The sequence below is a fragment of the Brevibacillus sp. LEMMJ03 genome, assembly GCF_007197875.1.
Lineage (GTDB): Bacteria > Bacillota > Bacilli > Brevibacillales > Brevibacillaceae > Brevibacillus > Brevibacillus thermoruber.
In genome coordinates, this window is record NZ_VKJN01000003.1 from 126,178 (window position 1) to 142,319 (window position 16,142).

Consider the following 16,142-nt stretch of genomic DNA (forward strand, 5'->3'; position numbering starts at 1 on the left):
ATAGCCGTGATCGTGTCCCAGCTACTTGTCGATGGACTCGTACAAAAACGACCCGCCCCGGTCCCAAAAGCGCGGATCGTAGACGGCCAGCCGCTCGGGCGTGTCGACGACGACCACCATCGGCGCCCACTGATAGAGCGTGCGGGCGGCCGGATTTTGCGCAAACAGCGGCGTCAGGTCGGCCTGTTCGGCGGAGGTGAGGCGCTGAAGCAGCACCGGCTGGGACCAGACGGAGGCGCGGTGAATGTCCACGGTGGTTCCCTGTTTGCCGATCACCTTGTACGAACCGGGCAAAAAGTCGGCGGCCAGCACGACCTGATCGTACCGGTCCGCGAACGAATGCTTGACGATCAGTCCCTGCACCGTCTGGCTGGCGATTTCCAGCACCAGCAGGCAGGCGGCGGCGCGGAAGACGAGATGGCGCGGCCATCTGCCGAACCGGCTGAGGAGATAGCCGGCGAGAATGATCGCCCACATGACCAGGTCGATGATCGGGACGGTGCCGATGGCGACGCGCTCCCGGGAAAACGGCTCCCAGTAGCCGGTGCCCCACGGGTTGAAAATGTCGGTGGTGATGTGGACAAAGACGGCGAGCATGGCGAGCGGGAAAATGCGCTTGTCTGCGACCCGCCACCACAATCGGGCGGCGGCGGTCAAGAGCGCCGCCCACACCGGCACCAGAAAGACGGAGTGGGTAATGCCGCGATGCCACATCAGGTATTGACCGCCTGTGTCCCACAATTGGGAGACGACGTCGATGTCGGGCAGCTCGCTGCCGGCCAGCGAGGTAAACAAGAGCGCCCGTTTTTCCGCTTTGGGCAGGTGTTCGGTGCGAATGGACCTGTAGAGAACCGCGCCGATGAGCGCATGTGTGACTGTATCCATGTATGAGAAACCCCTCCCGCTGCACAGCATGTAAGGTAAGCGTACCATAGAATCATCCCGGCAAACAGCGGGGACAGCCCCTGAAGGAGGTACATACCGATGATCACTCGCATTGCAACCGTAGCCGTTTACGTGGAAGACCAGCAGGCCGCCCTGAAGTTCTGGACGGAACAAGTGGGATTCGTCGTGCATCGCCAGGAGCAGATGACGCCGCAGGCCTGTCCGTCCGGCCGCCGATGCATGGTATAATGAAACGGCAGACAAAAATTGCAAATCCTGGGGTGGAGAAAGATGGAAGCAATCATCGTAGTTGCCGTATTGTTGATCTTCCTGCTGTTGGTGCTCGCGTCGACCGCCAAAAAGGCGGGCATCCGACGATCCTCCTCGTCCGGCGGTGACGGTGCGTCGCCCGGGCCGTTCTACGTCGATAGCGACGGCAAAGACCGCGATTCCGACGGCATCTGGGGAGACGGAGACAGCGGAGGAGGAAGCGACGGTGGAGGCGACGGCGGTGGAGGCGGCGGTGGCGGCGATTGACGCCGTCGCGTGCGGCGGAAAGCCCGGCTCAAAAAACGGGCATCCCGTACTGTTGCTCCCCGTTCAACCGTGGTACAATAAGCGGTAATCACATCACCAGACCCGGTTCGCCGGTCTGAAAGGAGAGATGTCCATATGGTAAAAACGCCGATTGTTGAGATTGTTCAAGCTGTTGGGGTCACGGGAATCCTCCTTTCAGCCGGACGGTAACCGTTCTTCTTGCCAGAGGATTCCCTGTGACGGGTTGTGGGCCTGTTTGTTTGGACCAGACAAAACCTTTTGCAGGAGGAATCCGTACGTGAACAACGATTTGCAGGCATGGGGCTGGAACGACCATTTCGCAGCCCACTTCGCTCCGTTTGCGGAGCAGGATGTAAGTGTGGGGCGCATTGTCCTGGAACACAAACGATTGTACCGCGTGGTGACGGAACACGGCGAGCTCTTGGGGGAAGTGACGGGCAGGTTCCGCTATGCGGCCACCGGACGGGAGGACTATCCGGCGGTGGGGGATTGGGTGGTCATCAGCCCCCGCGTCGAGGAGAAACGGGCGTCCATCCACGCCGTGCTCCCGCGCATGAGCAAGTTTTCCCGCAGGGCGGCGGGCGAGACGGTGGAGGAGCAGATCGTCGCCGCCAACGTGGATACCGTGTTTCTTGTCAACGCGTTGAACAACGATTTTAACCTGCGCCGGATGGAGCGCTATCTAATCTTGGCGTGGGAAAGCGGGGCCAACCCGGTCATCGTGTTGAGCAAGGCCGATTTGTGCGAGGATGTGGAGCGCAAGGTGGCCGAAGTGGAGTCGGTCGCCGTCGGGGTGCCGATCCACGTGATCAGCGCCGAACGGGGCGAGGGGCTGGACAGCCTGGCCCCGTACCTGCGGGAGGGGCAGACCGTCGCGCTGCTGGGCTCCTCCGGGGTGGGCAAATCCACGCTGATCAACCGGCTGGCCGGTATGGACCTTCAACGGGTCAACGACGTGCGCAGGAAAGACGACCGCGGCCGGCACACCACGACGCACCGCGAGCTGTTCCGGCTGCCCGCCGGCGGCCTGATGATCGACACGCCGGGCATGCGGGAACTGCAGTTGTGGGAGGCGGACGACGGGTTCCGCGACGCCTTTGACGACATTGAAACACTGGCGGAAGCCTGCCGCTTTCGCGACTGCCGCCACGGACGGGAGCCCGGCTGTGCGGTTCAGGCGGCGCTGGCCGACGGTTCGCTGGAGCGGGCCCGCTTTGACAGCTATCGGAAGCTGCAGCGGGAACTGGCCCATCTGGCCCGCAAGGATGACGCCAGACTGCAGGCGGCCGAAAAAACCAAGTGGAAGAAAATCACGATGGCGATGCGCCACGCCAAGCCCAAGCGGTAGGCGGCCCGCCATCCCAGCCTGACGAACCCTCGCGCAGTGCGAGGGTTCGCGCTTTTTTTGGCCGGCTGCCGCAAAATTACGCTTGCCCCGCCGACAGGTAGTGTGGTAGATTTGTCAGTATCAACCGAACATCGACGCAAGCTCGTATAATTTTGGGAATATGGCCCATAAGTTTCTACCAGGTGACCGTAAATCGCCTGACTACGAGTGAAAGAGCGCCTAGGGTTCCGTTTTGCCCGCCGGTCCGTGTTGCGGCCGTCCGGCAAAAGCCCGGTCCGAGCGGCGCTGGCACGTCATTCGTGCTACACCTGAGGGAAAAAAGCCCAGAGGGACAGGTTTCACTTGGAGTTGGTCTGCCTGCCAGCCGGTGAACTGTCCGCTCTGGGTTTTCTTGTTTTGTGGCCGTGCAGCCGATAGGAGGAGGAGAACAACGTGAAAGAATTGAAGGAGCGAATCGTCCGGGACGGCAAGGTGCTGTCCGACACGGTGTTGAAGGTGGACGCGTTTTTGAATCATCAGGTGGACCCGCAGTTGACGATGAAGATCGGCCAAGCGTTCGCCGAGATCTTCCGCGGAGAGCGGGTCAGCAGGGTGCTGACGGTGGAAGCGAGCGGCATTCACTTTGCGATGGCGACAGCGTACGCGCTGGGCGTGCCGTTTGTCTACGCGAAAAAGAAAAAAGCCGTCACCTTGAGCGATGAGGTGTATTCGGTACCCGTCCACTCCTTCACCCGCCAGGAGACGTACCAAATCAGCATCGCCAAACAGTACCTGTCGTCCCATGACCGGGTCCTGATCGTCGACGACTTTCTCGCCACCGGGGCGGCGCTGGTGGGGTTGGCTACAATCGTAAAGGAAGCGGGGGCGCACCTCGTCGGCGTCGGCGCGGTGATCGAAAAAAGCTTCCAGGAAGGGCGCGGTCTGTTGGAGCAGATGGGCGTCCGCGTCGAGTCGCTGGCCCGCATCCAATCGATGCAGCCGGGCGCCATCCAGTTTATCGAGCCTGTGTCCGCTCGCGTCTAGTCGGGTACGCGGGGAATCCCATTCACAGAGAGGAGAACACTCATGCTGTCCAAACAAAAACTGCTGACGCTGGGCATGCAGCACGTATTGGCCATGTACGCGGGGGCGGTAATCGTGCCGCTGATTATCGGCGGCGCGCTGAAACTGGCGCCCACCCAGATCGCCTACCTGATCGCGGCCGACCTGTTCACCTGCGGACTGGCCACCCTGCTGCAGGTGATCGGCACGCGCTACACCGGGATCAGACTGCCGGTCGTGCTCGGCTGTACGTTTACCGCGGTGGGGCCGATTATCGCCATCGCCTCCGGCAGCAACCTGGCCACCGCCTACGGAGCGATCATCGTCTCCGGTCTGTTTGTCGTGCTGGCCGCGCCGCTCTTCGGCAAACTGCTGCGCTTTTTCCCGACCGTCGTCCAGGGCTCCGTGGTTACGATCATCGGGCTGTCGCTGATTCCCGTCGCCATGAACAACGCCGCCGGCGGTGCAGGCAGCCCGGACTTCGGCCAACCCCGCAACCTGCTGCTGGCATTCGGAACATTGGTCATCATTTTGCTTATCAATCGCCTTTTTACCGGTTTTATTCGCGCCATCTCGGTGCTGCTCGGCCTGGTGATCGGAACGGCAGCGGCGTACGCGATGGGCATGGTCCATTTTGACGCCGTGACAGAGGCATCCTGGGTCAGCATCGTGCAGCCGTTCTATTTCGGGGTGCCCGAGTTTCACATCGTTGCGATTCTCACCATGATCCTCGTGAACATCATCAGCATGGTGGAGTCGACCGGCGTCTATTTTGCTCTCGGCAGAGTGACGGACAAGGACGTCAGCAGCCAGGACGTCGTCAAAGGTTTGCGCGGCGAAGGGATCGCGATCATGCTTGGCGGGATTTTCAACGCCTTCCCCTACACCGCCTTTTCGCAGAACGTCGGCTTGGTGTCCCTGACGCAAATCAAGACCCGTGACGTAATGGTTGCTGCCGGCGGCATTCTCGTGGTCCTCGGCCTGCTCCCGAAGCTGGCCGCGCTGACCACGGTCATCCCCAATCCGGTGCTGGGGGGCGCGATGATCGCCATGTTCGGCATGGTGGTGGCATCCGGGATCAACATTCTGTCGCAAGTCGATCTGCGCCAAAACGAGAACCTGCTGATTGCCGCCTGCAGCATCGCTGTCGGGCTTGGGTCCGCTGCCGTCCCGCAGATGTTTGATCAACTGCCGACGATGGCGAAAATGATCCTGCAAAACGGCATCGTCACCGGTTCCATCACGGCCGTCGTGCTGAACATGCTGCTCGTGCACGGCAGGCAAACACAAAAACGGTCTGCGCCGGTCCATACGGGCACCGTTACAGAGGCGTAGGGAAAAAAGGAATCTTCCTCCGCCTGTCCATGGACCTTTTACCAGCGTATTCGTAGAACCCGTTGACTCTAGTCAACGCCTTGGTATAGGATAGAGGTAACCTTACTTTAACAGCAGAAATGCTGTCGGACACCTTATTTTAGAGACAGGTACGGACTAAAATCTGTGCCTGTCTCCAGTCTTTTCCGTCATGTTTTGGATGATTTCAGGAAATATTACAGATACACCGCATATACTGAATTACCTCAGTTTCGTAGCGCATCGACAGCACTACCGGTGTCCATATGTTAAAAGGGGACTGTGCAAACAGTCCCCTTTCGGCTTATGTTATGATAAAAGGATTGCCAGAGTGTCTCTAATTTTTTGGCTGATCGCGTTTTGATGTGCGCCAGGATCAACAAGATCGACCTCTAGATGATGACGGACTGCCACGTCGCAACGTCTCCATTTCAGTTGGTAGCGCTCCTGTTTCAACTTGATTCCAGAGATCCTTATCAAGCAGCCAACTGCATGAAGTAAGAATGTTACGACTCCCGTCAGAGACAATTCGTTTATACTCGTCCGCTACAGTTTCTATGTCAGTCCCTATATTCGGGGTGGTTGAAGTCTGGTTGTAACAATCTGGCTTTTTTATACTTAATTTTTCATACGTTGATCTGTTGATTCGGCTCATATGTTAGCCCCCTTAATACACTTAGCTTTATTCATTTTACTACCGTTTTTGGTTTTATGTAGGAGTGAATTCCTTTACGCCGTTCAGACCGAACGAATAGCATTCCCATGCCTGGATATGCAACAGAAAATAAAGAATCCTTTGGTGCTGCAATTTACCAATCACCCGATGGTGGATGTGGGGGTGGCGGTGCGGGACATCACGCGAGACCGGACGTGCTTCAACTGATCGTGAACGAGGAAAAACTGGCAAGCGTAAAGCGGATAAAGCGAACCAGCACACACAAAATCCGCAGGAAGTGGCCGAGAAAGCAATACCAAAATTCTTAAATATAAAAAAATATAGACAAATCACAAAACAGGCAGTATACTAATTTCTACCAATGAATACGTATACATTCGAGGTAACGTTCCATGATCTCCTCCAAAGATGTTGCAAAATTGGCGGGTGTGTCCCAAGCCACCGTTTCCCGCGTACTGAACAACGCGAAAAGCGTGAAGCCCGAGACGCGAAAAAAGGTGCTGCAGGCGATGGAAATCCTGCGCTATCAGCCCAATCTCATTGCCAGGAGCCTAGTGACGAACAGTACGAAAACCATCGCCTTGATTTCCGGTACGCTCAAAAACGGATTCTTCGTGGAAACCACCGACTCCATTATCAACCTGGCTACCAAACATGGCTACAAAACCATGGTGTACTTTGAGGGCGAGGCAAAGCTGAAAGACATTGTTGACACCGTAATGGGAAACAAGGTTGACGGCATCCTGATGTCATCCATCCTGCTGGACGATCCCCTGTTTCACGAAATCGAGCAGTCCGGCATCCCGTACATGTTTTTCAACCGCCGCCCGAGGAACGGGGGGAATTACGTTGTCCTGGACAACACGATGGCAGGTGAAATGATTACCAAACACCTGTTGGACCTGGGACATGAACGGATCGCCTACATTACGGGCGAACTCACTATCTCCACCTTTCTTGAACGGAAAACGGGGTTTGAAAAAGCGATGAGAGAAGCCGGCATCGAAATCGATCCGCACCTGGTGTTTATTACGAAAACGACGGTGGCCGAGGTGGAAAAAATCACCTGGAAGCTGATGAACCTGGATGAACCGCCCACGGCGATCATCTGCGCGACTGATACCATGGCGTTGGCCTGCATGGATACCATCATGTCGATGGGCCTGTCCATCCCGGATGACGTAAGTCTGGTCGGGATTGATGACATCAAGATTTCCTCCCATCGCGCCATCCAATTGACAAGTATCGGTCATCACAAGTTCAAGATGGGGGAGATTGCAGCCGAAAACCTGATGGAGATGATTCAGCAAGGGGGCCGCCCGAAACAGCCACGACAGATTGTGCTGCAGCCCGAGCTGATTGTTCGAAAGACGACTGCCCGCCGCAAGTAGCCATGGCCAGGACACCTGCTTTTGGATGTTTTTGAATACGTATTCATTTGGAAGCGCATTCAAGAATAAGCATCTGATCAAGAGGTTTTTACATGCGCTTGAAGTTCTGGAGAATGGAGCAATCGCACTGGAAGGAACGGGGAAGGAACTGTTTGCCAACGCACATGTCAAAAAAGCGTTTTTCGGGATGTAACGACCCATAGGAGGAGTGGTGGAGATGAATCAAAGTGAGATCACCGTCATGCACGTCGGCTCCCTCATCGACGGAAACGAGGTTACCGGGGGCGGCCGGATTCGACACGAGGTTCGCAGTCCGTACAATGGCGAACTGGTCGGTCTTGTGGACTTTGCGACGAAAGAAGATCTGGAACATGCCATCCAAACCGCCCACCGGGTCTTTCAGCAAACCATGAAAAAAATGCCCGCATACCAGCGGTCCGAGATTTTGCGGAAAGCTGCCGATGCCCTCGAGGCTCAAAGGGAGGACTTTGCTCACCTCCTGTCTCGTGAAGCGGGCAAGCCGATCCGCGATGCGCGGGGAGAAGTGGGACGTGCGGTGCAGGTTTTGCGTTTCGCTGCCGACGTGGCGAAGGCCAACGACGGCGAACTCATCAAAATGGACAGTGCGGTCGGCGGAGAAAACCGAATCGGATTTGGCCGCCGTTATCCGGTTGGGGTGGTCGCCGCCATAACGCCGTTCAATTTCCCGCTGAATCTCGTTTTGCACAAGGTGGCTCCGGCCATTGCGGCAGGCTGCACGGTGGTCGTCAAGCCGGCCGAAAAAACGCCGCTGTCCGCGTTGAAACTCGCCAAGCTGCTGCTTCAGGCAGGGCTGCCGAAAGGGGCTTTGCATGTCGTGATGGGCACCGGTCCGGATCTGGGGGAACCGCTTGTCACCCACCCGCTGGTAAAGAAGGTGACCTTCACGGGAAGCGGGCCGGTCGGCTACAAAATCAAGCAACTGGCGGGCAGCAAAAAAGTAACCCTGGAGCTGGGCTCGAATGCGCCCAATCTTATCTTCGAGGATGCCAACCTGGACGCAGCGATTTCCAGCATCGTGACGGGCGGTTTTGCCTATGCCGGTCAAGCGTGCATCTCGGTGCAGCGCATCTATGTGCAAAAGACGCTGTACCAGACGTTCCTCGATCGGTTTGTGCCGCGGGTGGCGAGCCTGCGGGTAGGGAATCCGGCCGAGGAAACAACGGATGTAGGTCCGCTGATTACGGAGGAGGCGGCCGTACGCGTGGAACAATGGGTGCAGGAAGCGGTAGAAAACGGTGCGAAAGTGCTCACCGGCGGCAAGCGGGAAGGAGCCATTTACCATCCCACGGTTCTTGTGGATGTCAAGCCGGACATGAAAGTCGTTTGTCAGGAAGTATTTGGCCCTCTCGTTGTCGTCATCCCGTTTGACACGGAAGAAGAAGCGGTATCACTCGCGAACGCTTCCGATTATGGCCTGCAGGCGGGCGTTTTCACGTCGGATATCAATCGCGCGTTTCGCCTGGCCGACAAGCTGGAAACAGGCGGGGTCTGGATTAACGACGTGTCAACCGTTCGCCAGGACAACTATCCATACGGTGGCGTAAAACGTAGCGGGATCGGAAAAGAAGGCGTGAAATATGCCGTTGAGGACATGACCGAAGTGAAATTTATCGGTGTGAAGCTGCTGTAGACGAAAAATACGTGCGGGATGGGAGAGGAATGAAAGATGAGCATTAGCGTGTTTCGAACACCGAATGAACTCGTGACGGGAATCGGCTCGATTGCACACATTGGGGAGAAGGCCAGGAAGCTGGGGGCAACAAAGGTTTTGGTGGTGACCGACAAGGTGTTGAATCAAACGGGTCTGGTCGACAAGGTCGTAACCCCGCTGGCGCAAGCAGGCCTGCCGGTCCATGTGATTGATGAAGTAATACCGGAGCCACCGTTTGAAAATCTGGAGCATCTTGCCTCCCAGGTCAGGGATCAGGGTTATGACGTGTTCGTCGGGATCGGTGGCGGGAGCGTGCTGGATGTGACCAAGGCCTTGTCCATCATGATGACCAACACGGACGATGTGCGCGACCTGGTGGGCATTGACAAGGTGGCGAACAAGGGCGTGCCTTTCATCCTCGTGCCGACCACTTCCGGAACCGGGTCGGAAGTTACCTGCAACGCTATTTTTACGGACACGCGCGACCAGGTAAAAAAGGGAATCGTCTCGCCATTCCTGCTCCCGGATGTTGCCATTGTCGATCCGGAACTAACGGTGACGGTGCCTCCATCCGTCACGGCTGCGACGGGGATGGACGCGTTTGTACATGCGGTGGAGTCCTATACGGCGATTCGGGCGAATGAACTGACGGACGCCATTGCCCTGCACGCGATCAAACTGGTTTCCCGTTCCCTTCGCCAAGCCGTGTATCAGGGACATCATCTCAAAGCGCGCGAAGACATGGCGATGGGAAGTCTGCTCGCCGGCATTTCGCTGGGCAACGCCGGGGTAGGAGCCGTCCATGCGCTGGCCTATCCGCTGGGAGGCAAATTCAAAGTGCCCCACGGGGTGGCAAACTCCTTGCTGCTCCCCTACGTCATGAAGTACAACGTGGTTTCGAATATTCCCAAATTTGCGGAAGTGGCCAGGGCGATGGGAGAAAACGTAGACGGGTTGTCGCTTCGCGATGCAGCATATCGGGCGGTCCACGCCATCGCCAAACTGTCTCAAGACGTGGGGATTCCCGCCAGCATCAGGGACGTTGGCGTGAAAGAAGAAGACATTCCGGCCTTGGCAGCGGAAGCAAGCAAAATCGACAGATTGCTGAACAATAATCCACGCTGGTTGACGGTTGCTGACATCGAAACCATTTACCGTGAATCGTTCGGCGGCAAACTGTTTCAGGAATAATTGCGAACATCCAGCCATACTGGCTTCATTAGGGGAGGAGGGGGACCGTTTGAACGAGTTTGCGGATCTCAAGGGAAAACGAGTGTTGGTCACGGGCGGAAGCAAAGGCATCGGGAAAGACATCGCGCTGGCATTTGCACAAGCCGGTTCTGTCGTGACGATTACAGGAAGAGGAGAAGAGGCACTCCGCGAGACGTTACAGGCATTGCAAACGTATCAACCCGAGTGTTTCATTGCCCAAGCGGACATGCAGCAAACCAAAGAGGTTCTGGCCATGGTGGAGGACGCTGCGGATAAAATGGGAGGCATTGACATTTTGGTGAACAATGCGGGAACCAACATTGCCAAACCGGCATGGGATGTAACGGAAGACGATTGGGACCGGGTGCTGGATACCAATCTGAAAGGAGCGTTTTTCTGTTCGCAGCGGGCTGCGAAATACATGGCGGAAGGGAAGGGAGGAAGAATCATCAATATCGCTTCCCAGATGGCGTTCGTCGGGTATTACAAACGGGCGGCCTATTGTTCCAGCAAGGGGGGAATGGTCCAGCTCACCAAGGCATTGGCGGTGGAGTGGGCGGAATACAATATCAAGGTGAACGCGGTCGCTCCCACGTTTATCGAAACCGAACTCACGTCCAAAATGTTCGAGGACCGGCAGTTTTATGAGGATGTCATCCGGCGCATTCCATTGGGCAGATTGGCTTCCCCACGGGATGTGACGGGCGCGGTACTTTTCCTGGCGTCTGACTTGGCGCGATTTGTCACCGGGGAGACCATTCGGGTAGATGGAGGCTGGACTGCGATATGACCGTAACGAGAGAACGATTGGCTGTTCTGGGAACAGGCACCATGGGACATTCCATCGCGCTGGCGGCGGCGTTGGCGGGATGTCCGGTAAACGTGTGGGGAACCGATGAAGCGGATATCCGCCGCGGACAAACCGGCATCGAGGAAAAGCTGCGTGTGCTGCAACGCCATGAAGTGATTGACACGCAGGGGGCAGCCGACATTCGGTCCCGGATTTCGTTTGACGGTTCGTTGGAGACATGTGTGTCGGAAGCAACGTTCATCATCGAGGCGATTCCGGAAATCCTCGCGCTGAAACAGGAGATGTTCCATAAATTGGAAACGCTCTGCGGGCCGGACGTTGTGTTTGCCAGCAACACCTCGGGGCTGAGGCCGACGGCGATCGCGGCGCTCACGACGCATCCGGAGCGGACGGTCGTGACTCATTTCTGGAATCCCGCCCACCTGATTCCCTTGGTGGAAGTGGTGCGAGGAGAAAAAACGTCGGACGACACGGTGCGCCGTTCCCTGGAATTGCTGCGGACGTTGAGAAAAAAGCCGATTCTGGTGCAGAAGGAAACGCTCGGGTTTATCGGCAATCGCCTGCAGTACGCCCTGTTTCGCGAAGCTCAGTATCTGTTGGAGCAGGGGGTTGCGAGCATCGAAGAGATTGACGATGCCGTTCGCTACAGCATCGGACGCCGTCTCACGGTAACCGGCCCGTTCATGAGTGCGGACATGGGCGGCTTGGATGTGTTTGATGCCATCTCTGCCTATTTGTTTCCCGACCTGAGTACCGACCAGGCCTCTCTCGAAACGATGCGGCGTTTGGTGGACGAAGGCAAATACGGCCAGAAAAACGGCCACGGTTTTTATCAATGGACACCGGAATTTTCACAAAAGATGAACGACGAGCGGGAAACGGAACTGATTCATTGGCTGAAAAAAGATTGGGGGATCTAGCAGAATCCATCTTGTTTTCAAGCCATGCTTCATTTTTCCTTCCTGGGAACCACACGATTATTTACATACCGGAATTGTTTTCTAATCGGATGATGGGTCATAATGGAGAGTGTGGTTGGTTTTGATACGTGTCAAACTGTGGCCCGTACGAGTTTTGAGACTGGAAAAACGAAAAAATAACGAGGACCCAAGGAGCTGATTCGTGATGACACTGCGATTGATCCCCTATCTGGTCATGGACGGAAATGCCAAGGAAGCCATTCAATTTTACGAAAAAGCACTGGATGCCAAAATCCTGTTTTACCAAACGTTCGGCGAGATGCCGGAAAACCCCGAATTTCCCCTGCCGGAAGAGGCAAAGGACCGCGTGTCGCACGCCATGGTAAGGGTCGGCGAATCGGACCTCATGTTTTCCGATACGTTTCCAGGCCAACCCCATCAGAGCGGCAGTCAGGTCACCATCTGTATCTCAACAAACGACAAGGAAAAATCGAAACGAATCTATGAAGCCTTAAAGCAGGGCGGTCAGGTGAACATGCCGCTGCAAGAGACGTTTTTCAGCCCGGCGTACGGGATTGTAACGGACAAGTTTGGCGTGACCTTCCAAATTAACACGGAGGGTAAACAACATTAACGAAAACGGCTCTGTTCGCGTCGCTTGCGACAGAGCCGTTTTCCGCAGTCCATGCCGTCACTTGCCTCACCGGCTTCCCCGTCGTCGAGCGGGACGGGAACCGGCGGCGCTGCCGGGCCGGCTGATGGACACGCAAAAAGGCGGACCCGAATCATGGGGTCCGCCTTTTTCCTTGGCGATTACGCCTGCCCCTGCTGCTGTTGGGACTGCATTTGCAGGGCCGATTGGACTTGCGAGATCATGGTTTGCGCCTGGGCGATCTCCTGGGACGCCTGCTTCAGCGCTTCTTCCGCCAATTGCGGGTTGGCTGCGGACTGTTCGATCGCCTGCGTAATCATGTTCTTCGCAAGAGTTGTGCACGCTTCCGCCTTTTTTAACTGGTCGGTGTTGACTTGTGCCGGCATGTGCCTTCCTCCTCTGCGTCAAGATCGGGTTCACACCTCGTAGCATCTCTCGCAGCAGCGGCAATTATGTATGCAGGGCAGCCCATCCCTCGCCGGATCACCGGCATACCATACAGGAGGGAGGTGTGCCGGATGAAAACACGGCTGACTCGGACGGTCGAACGGGTCGAGCAGGCGTTCTGGACGATCGTGTTTTCCGCACGGAAACAGGCGGGCGAGCGGGGCGTCCTGCTGCCGAAGCGGTTTGCCAGCAAAGCGAAAATCGAACGGTTCCTGCGGAAAACCATGACGCCCTGTCTGGCCAAACGGGTAATCGGCAGCCTGGATTTGCGGCGCATCCGCGGTCGTCTGGCGATCCCGGTCGGAGACGGAATCGGCGCGCCGCCGATCGTCAAGGCGCGGGTGCTGGCGGCAGCCGGGCGGACCGCGACCGTGGCCGTCTGGTTTGCCTTTGACAGGGACGACCGGTTTTTCCGCGTCTACCAACTGCGGCGGAAGGCAGACGGCCGCTGGATTGTCTTTGGACGTCACCCGCTGGACTATCCGTTCGGCAGGGCCGGCGGCCGTCGGCGCGAACCGTCTGTCGGCTGCTGTGCGCCCTGCGTCGGCAGTTCGTAGAGGATCACCGTATGGTACGTGGGGTAGAGGAAGGGATCGGCTGAAAAGCGCGCCACTTCCTTCGCCGCCGGCCGCAGCTCCGGCGGAAATCCGTCCAGGACCGCGTTGGTGACCAGCACCCGGGAGACGGTGGAGGCGTGAAGCGTAAGGGACTGGGCGAAATAGGCGAACCGTCTGACGCGTTCCGTCTCGTAGGCGGGGGCGTAATAGTCAAACAGACGCTCTTCCTCCCAGGTGTACAGCAGGGTGCCCTCCGGGGGATACCGGGATTCCACGAACCGCACCAACTGCAGCGCGGGCGGAGGATCCAGATGACGCTGAAGCACGGCTGCCTGGCGGACGGTCAGGACGGCCAGGACGCCCGCAAACAACAAACAGACCGCCGCTTTTCCCGCAAACCGGCGGGGCCGGTTTCCCAGCACGGAAAAACCGTGCGCGACGAGCAGAAGGAGCAGCGGCAGCAGCGGCAGGATGTGCCGGGCCTTTTCGCTGTTTTGGCCGAAAAACGCCCACAGTGCGTAAGGTCCGGCGGCCAGCGCCAGGAACCAGACGACGGCGGGTTGGGGGCGCGGGCGCAGCAGGTCGGCGGCCCCTGCCGCCGCGCCGCCGATCAAGACGGCGAGAACGAGGATGTTGAGCCATCCCGGCAGCCCCTGAGCAAATGCCTCCTCCGATGTGCCAATCAGGCCGTTCAGCGTCAAGCGTTCCCAGAGAAAACCGCACAGGCGCTCCCCCCAGGAGGCGCCGGAGGAAAAGGACGTGCCGCCCCAATCGGTGAAGTGGCCGACGGCAAACGCCTGCCCCAACTGCCAAAACGGGACAAGCCCGCCTTCGGTCGCGGCGGTGGGCAGCAGCCAGCCGGCCAGCGCAGCCAAGAACAGCAGCACGACCACGGCCGTACGGGCGATAAAGCCCCCGAGACTGCGGCGTTCCCGAAACAGCCGGAACAGCGGGTGAAGGAGCAAAAAGCCGAACGGAAAGGACGACAGGCGAATGCCCAACAGCAGCGCAAACCAGACAGCGGCAAGGCAGGTGAGCAGAAACAGCGGCCGTCCGCTCAGGTGAAGGGTAGCGGCGATGACGGCCAACAGCACCAGGACCGCCAGCAAGCCCAACGCGTCCGACATGGGCTGCACGACGGTGAGCCCCAGCAGCGGACTGGCCGCGAACAGGAGCATTGCTGTCCATCTGGATCGGGCGTCGGGCAGCAGTTTTTGGGCCAACAGGTAAAACGGAATCTGGGAGAGCGCTCCGCACCAGACGGACAAGAGCGTCAGCGCGCGAACCGGCTCTTCCGCGAACGGCAGGAACAGATGGCCGGCGAGGATGTACAGCGGATAGCCGGGAAAGTGGGGCTGCATGTTGAAGATGTCGTACCGCTGGAGCGCGAGGGCAAAATCAACGGCGTCCCAGCTTTCCGCGTACACCCCGGCAAACGGGAGGCGGAGGGCCCAGACGGCCGCTGTCAAGAAAGTCAGGATGATGGCATTTCGAAAAAACGGCATGTCGGACACCCCCTCCTTCTGCCTGGGGTCTCGGTACTGCTCAGTGGCGGAACGCCACATGCCGCGGCTTTGATCCGCGGCATGCTGCCGGGTGCTGTCCCGACGGATCGCTGCCGCCACTCACGCCGCCGGCGGCTGATGGGCTGCGTCCTCCTTTTGCCGCTGCTGCCGGACCGACCGCCAGCGGATGAGGAAAACGATGACGAGGTAGTACAGCCAGTACGCGGCGAACTCCTCCACCGACGGATTGTGCGTATAGCCGAGCAGCGCTTTGAGGAAAATGCCTACCTGACCGCTCAGCAGCGGAGCGGTTCCGTAATCGCGGATGTAGTGCTGTTCGTCGACCGGATGCTCCGGCAGGATGGAGACGATGTTGTACACTTCCCCGATGTCTCCGGCCGGCGTGCGGTAGACGCTGCCGATCAGCCCCAGGTCCTGCATGACGCCGACGCCTTGGGCGAACAGGCCGGCGGCGATGATCAGGATGATCACCTTGGTGACGGTAAAAAAGGTGCGCAGCGGCAATTTTTTGCTGCTGTTGAAAAAGAGATACGACAGCACACAGGCCAGCCCCAATCCGGCCAGCGCTCCCCAGCTTGTCAGCGCCTTTTGGATGTCCCCGCCGCTGATTGCCGCAAAGAAGAAGACGGTCTCCACGCCTTCCCTCAGCGTCACGAGAAAGGAGTGGACGATCAGGTTGGCTGCGCTGCCCGCCGTCAGGATCTTGTCCAGCCTGCTGTGCATGTCGCTTCGCATGTCTTTTTGCTGGCCGGACATCCACACCGCCATGTGCGTCAACAGCAGGGAGGAAGCGAACAGCATGCCGATCCGCATGTAGTTTTCGCTCGCCATCATGCGGAAGTCGGTAAGCACGATTTGAAACAGGAGAGCGACGAGAAAACTGGCGAAAAGAGCCAAACCGGCGCCGGCCCACACCCATTTGTTCCACTGGCGGGCGCCGACGCGGGTGAGATAGGTGACGATAATGCCGATGATCAGCAGGGCTTCGAAAGCTTCCCGCAGGGTGATGAGAAACGCCTGTATGTCCATGGGTACCTCCCCCTTCTACGACGGAGAGAGACCTCCCCGCGCG

At 58.0% G+C, this 16,142-nt stretch carries 15 protein-coding genes, 1 pseudogene and 1 riboswitch; of the genes and pseudogenes, 12 read left to right on the top strand and 4 right to left on the bottom strand.

From position 1 onward, the window contains the following. Positions 1-21: 21 nt before the first annotated feature. Positions 22-885, bottom strand: coding sequence for a metal-dependent hydrolase (locus FOI68_RS05305; protein WP_143862547.1), 864 nt, complete (start codon positions 883-885; stop codon positions 22-24). Between the two features lie 99 nt (positions 886-984). Between FOI68_RS05305 and FOI68_RS05310 the strand changes: the two are divergent. The 11 genes and pseudogenes from FOI68_RS05310 to FOI68_RS05360 all read left to right on the top strand — a co-directional run. Further along, positions 985-1,104: pseudogene (locus FOI68_RS05310) on the top strand (VOC family protein); the annotation flags it as partial. 72 nt (positions 1,105-1,176) lie between these two features. Beyond that, entirely contained in the window at positions 1,177-1,422 is a 246-nt protein-coding gene (locus FOI68_RS05315; protein ID WP_044897301.1) for a hypothetical protein, read from the top strand. A gap of 298 nt (positions 1,423-1,720) precedes the next feature. Then, complete coding sequence (gene rsgA, locus FOI68_RS05320; protein ID WP_143862548.1) at positions 1,721-2,791, top strand: ribosome small subunit-dependent GTPase A; 1,071 nt, start codon at positions 1,721-1,723, stop codon at positions 2,789-2,791. A gap of 122 nt (positions 2,792-2,913) precedes the next feature. Next, a riboswitch (purine riboswitch) is annotated at positions 2,914-3,015 on the top strand. A gap of 208 nt (positions 3,016-3,223) precedes the next feature. Beyond that, positions 3,224-3,814, top strand: a complete 591-nt coding sequence (locus FOI68_RS05325; RefSeq protein WP_044897300.1) for a xanthine phosphoribosyltransferase — start codon at positions 3,224-3,226, stop codon at positions 3,812-3,814. A 42-nt stretch (positions 3,815-3,856) separates the two neighbouring features. Further along, entirely contained in the window at positions 3,857-5,167 is a 1,311-nt protein-coding gene (locus FOI68_RS05330; protein WP_035299710.1) for a nucleobase:cation symporter-2 family protein, read from the top strand. A gap of 1,086 nt (positions 5,168-6,253) precedes the next feature. Then, positions 6,254-7,252, top strand: a complete 999-nt coding sequence (locus tag FOI68_RS05335; protein ID WP_143862549.1) for a LacI family DNA-binding transcriptional regulator — start codon at positions 6,254-6,256, stop codon at positions 7,250-7,252. A gap of 217 nt (positions 7,253-7,469) precedes the next feature. Beyond that, positions 7,470-8,924 (top strand): aldehyde dehydrogenase family protein, encoded by a 1,455-nt coding sequence (locus tag FOI68_RS05340; RefSeq protein ID WP_143862550.1) that lies wholly within the window; start codon positions 7,470-7,472, stop codon positions 8,922-8,924. Between the two features lie 36 nt (positions 8,925-8,960). Further along, positions 8,961-10,136, top strand: coding sequence for an iron-containing alcohol dehydrogenase (locus tag FOI68_RS05345; protein ID WP_143862551.1), 1,176 nt, complete (start codon positions 8,961-8,963; stop codon positions 10,134-10,136). Positions 10,137-10,185: 49 nt separating this feature from the next. After that, positions 10,186-10,947, top strand: coding sequence for an SDR family NAD(P)-dependent oxidoreductase (locus tag FOI68_RS05350; protein ID WP_065067098.1), 762 nt, complete (start codon positions 10,186-10,188; stop codon positions 10,945-10,947). Then, positions 10,944-11,888: a 3-hydroxyacyl-CoA dehydrogenase family protein gene (locus FOI68_RS05355; protein WP_143862552.1), complete on the top strand. Its 945-nt coding sequence runs from the start codon at positions 10,944-10,946 to the stop codon at positions 11,886-11,888. Before FOI68_RS05350 ends, FOI68_RS05355 begins: the two co-directional genes overlap by 4 nt. A gap of 205 nt (positions 11,889-12,093) precedes the next feature. After that, a complete protein-coding gene (locus tag FOI68_RS05360) occupies positions 12,094-12,522 on the top strand; it encodes a VOC family protein (RefSeq protein ID WP_044897294.1) in 429 nt (142 codons plus the stop codon). Positions 12,523-12,701: 179 nt separating this feature from the next. On the opposite strand, the gene FOI68_RS05365 is transcribed toward FOI68_RS05360, so the two are convergent. After that, positions 12,702-12,926 carry a hypothetical protein gene (locus FOI68_RS05365; RefSeq protein WP_029098546.1) on the bottom strand — a complete coding sequence of 75 codons (225 nt, stop codon included), beginning with the start codon at positions 12,924-12,926 and terminating at the stop codon, positions 12,702-12,704. A gap of 132 nt (positions 12,927-13,058) precedes the next feature. Here FOI68_RS05365 and FOI68_RS05370 point away from each other — a divergent pair, with 132 nt between their 5' ends. Beyond that, positions 13,059-13,544, top strand: a complete 486-nt coding sequence (locus FOI68_RS05370) for a hypothetical protein (RefSeq protein ID WP_029098547.1) — start codon at positions 13,059-13,061, stop codon at positions 13,542-13,544. Here the strand turns inward: FOI68_RS05370 and FOI68_RS05375 are convergent. Then, positions 13,466-15,049 (bottom strand): DUF2723 domain-containing protein, encoded by a 1,584-nt coding sequence (locus tag FOI68_RS05375; RefSeq protein WP_185973876.1) that lies wholly within the window; start codon positions 15,047-15,049, stop codon positions 13,466-13,468. The two genes, FOI68_RS05370 and FOI68_RS05375, sit on opposite strands and share 79 nt — an antisense overlap. 120 nt (positions 15,050-15,169) lie before the next feature. After that, positions 15,170-16,099, bottom strand: coding sequence for an FTR1 family iron permease (locus tag FOI68_RS05380; protein ID WP_143862554.1), 930 nt, complete (start codon positions 16,097-16,099; stop codon positions 15,170-15,172). Positions 16,100-16,142: the final 43 nt, after the last annotated feature.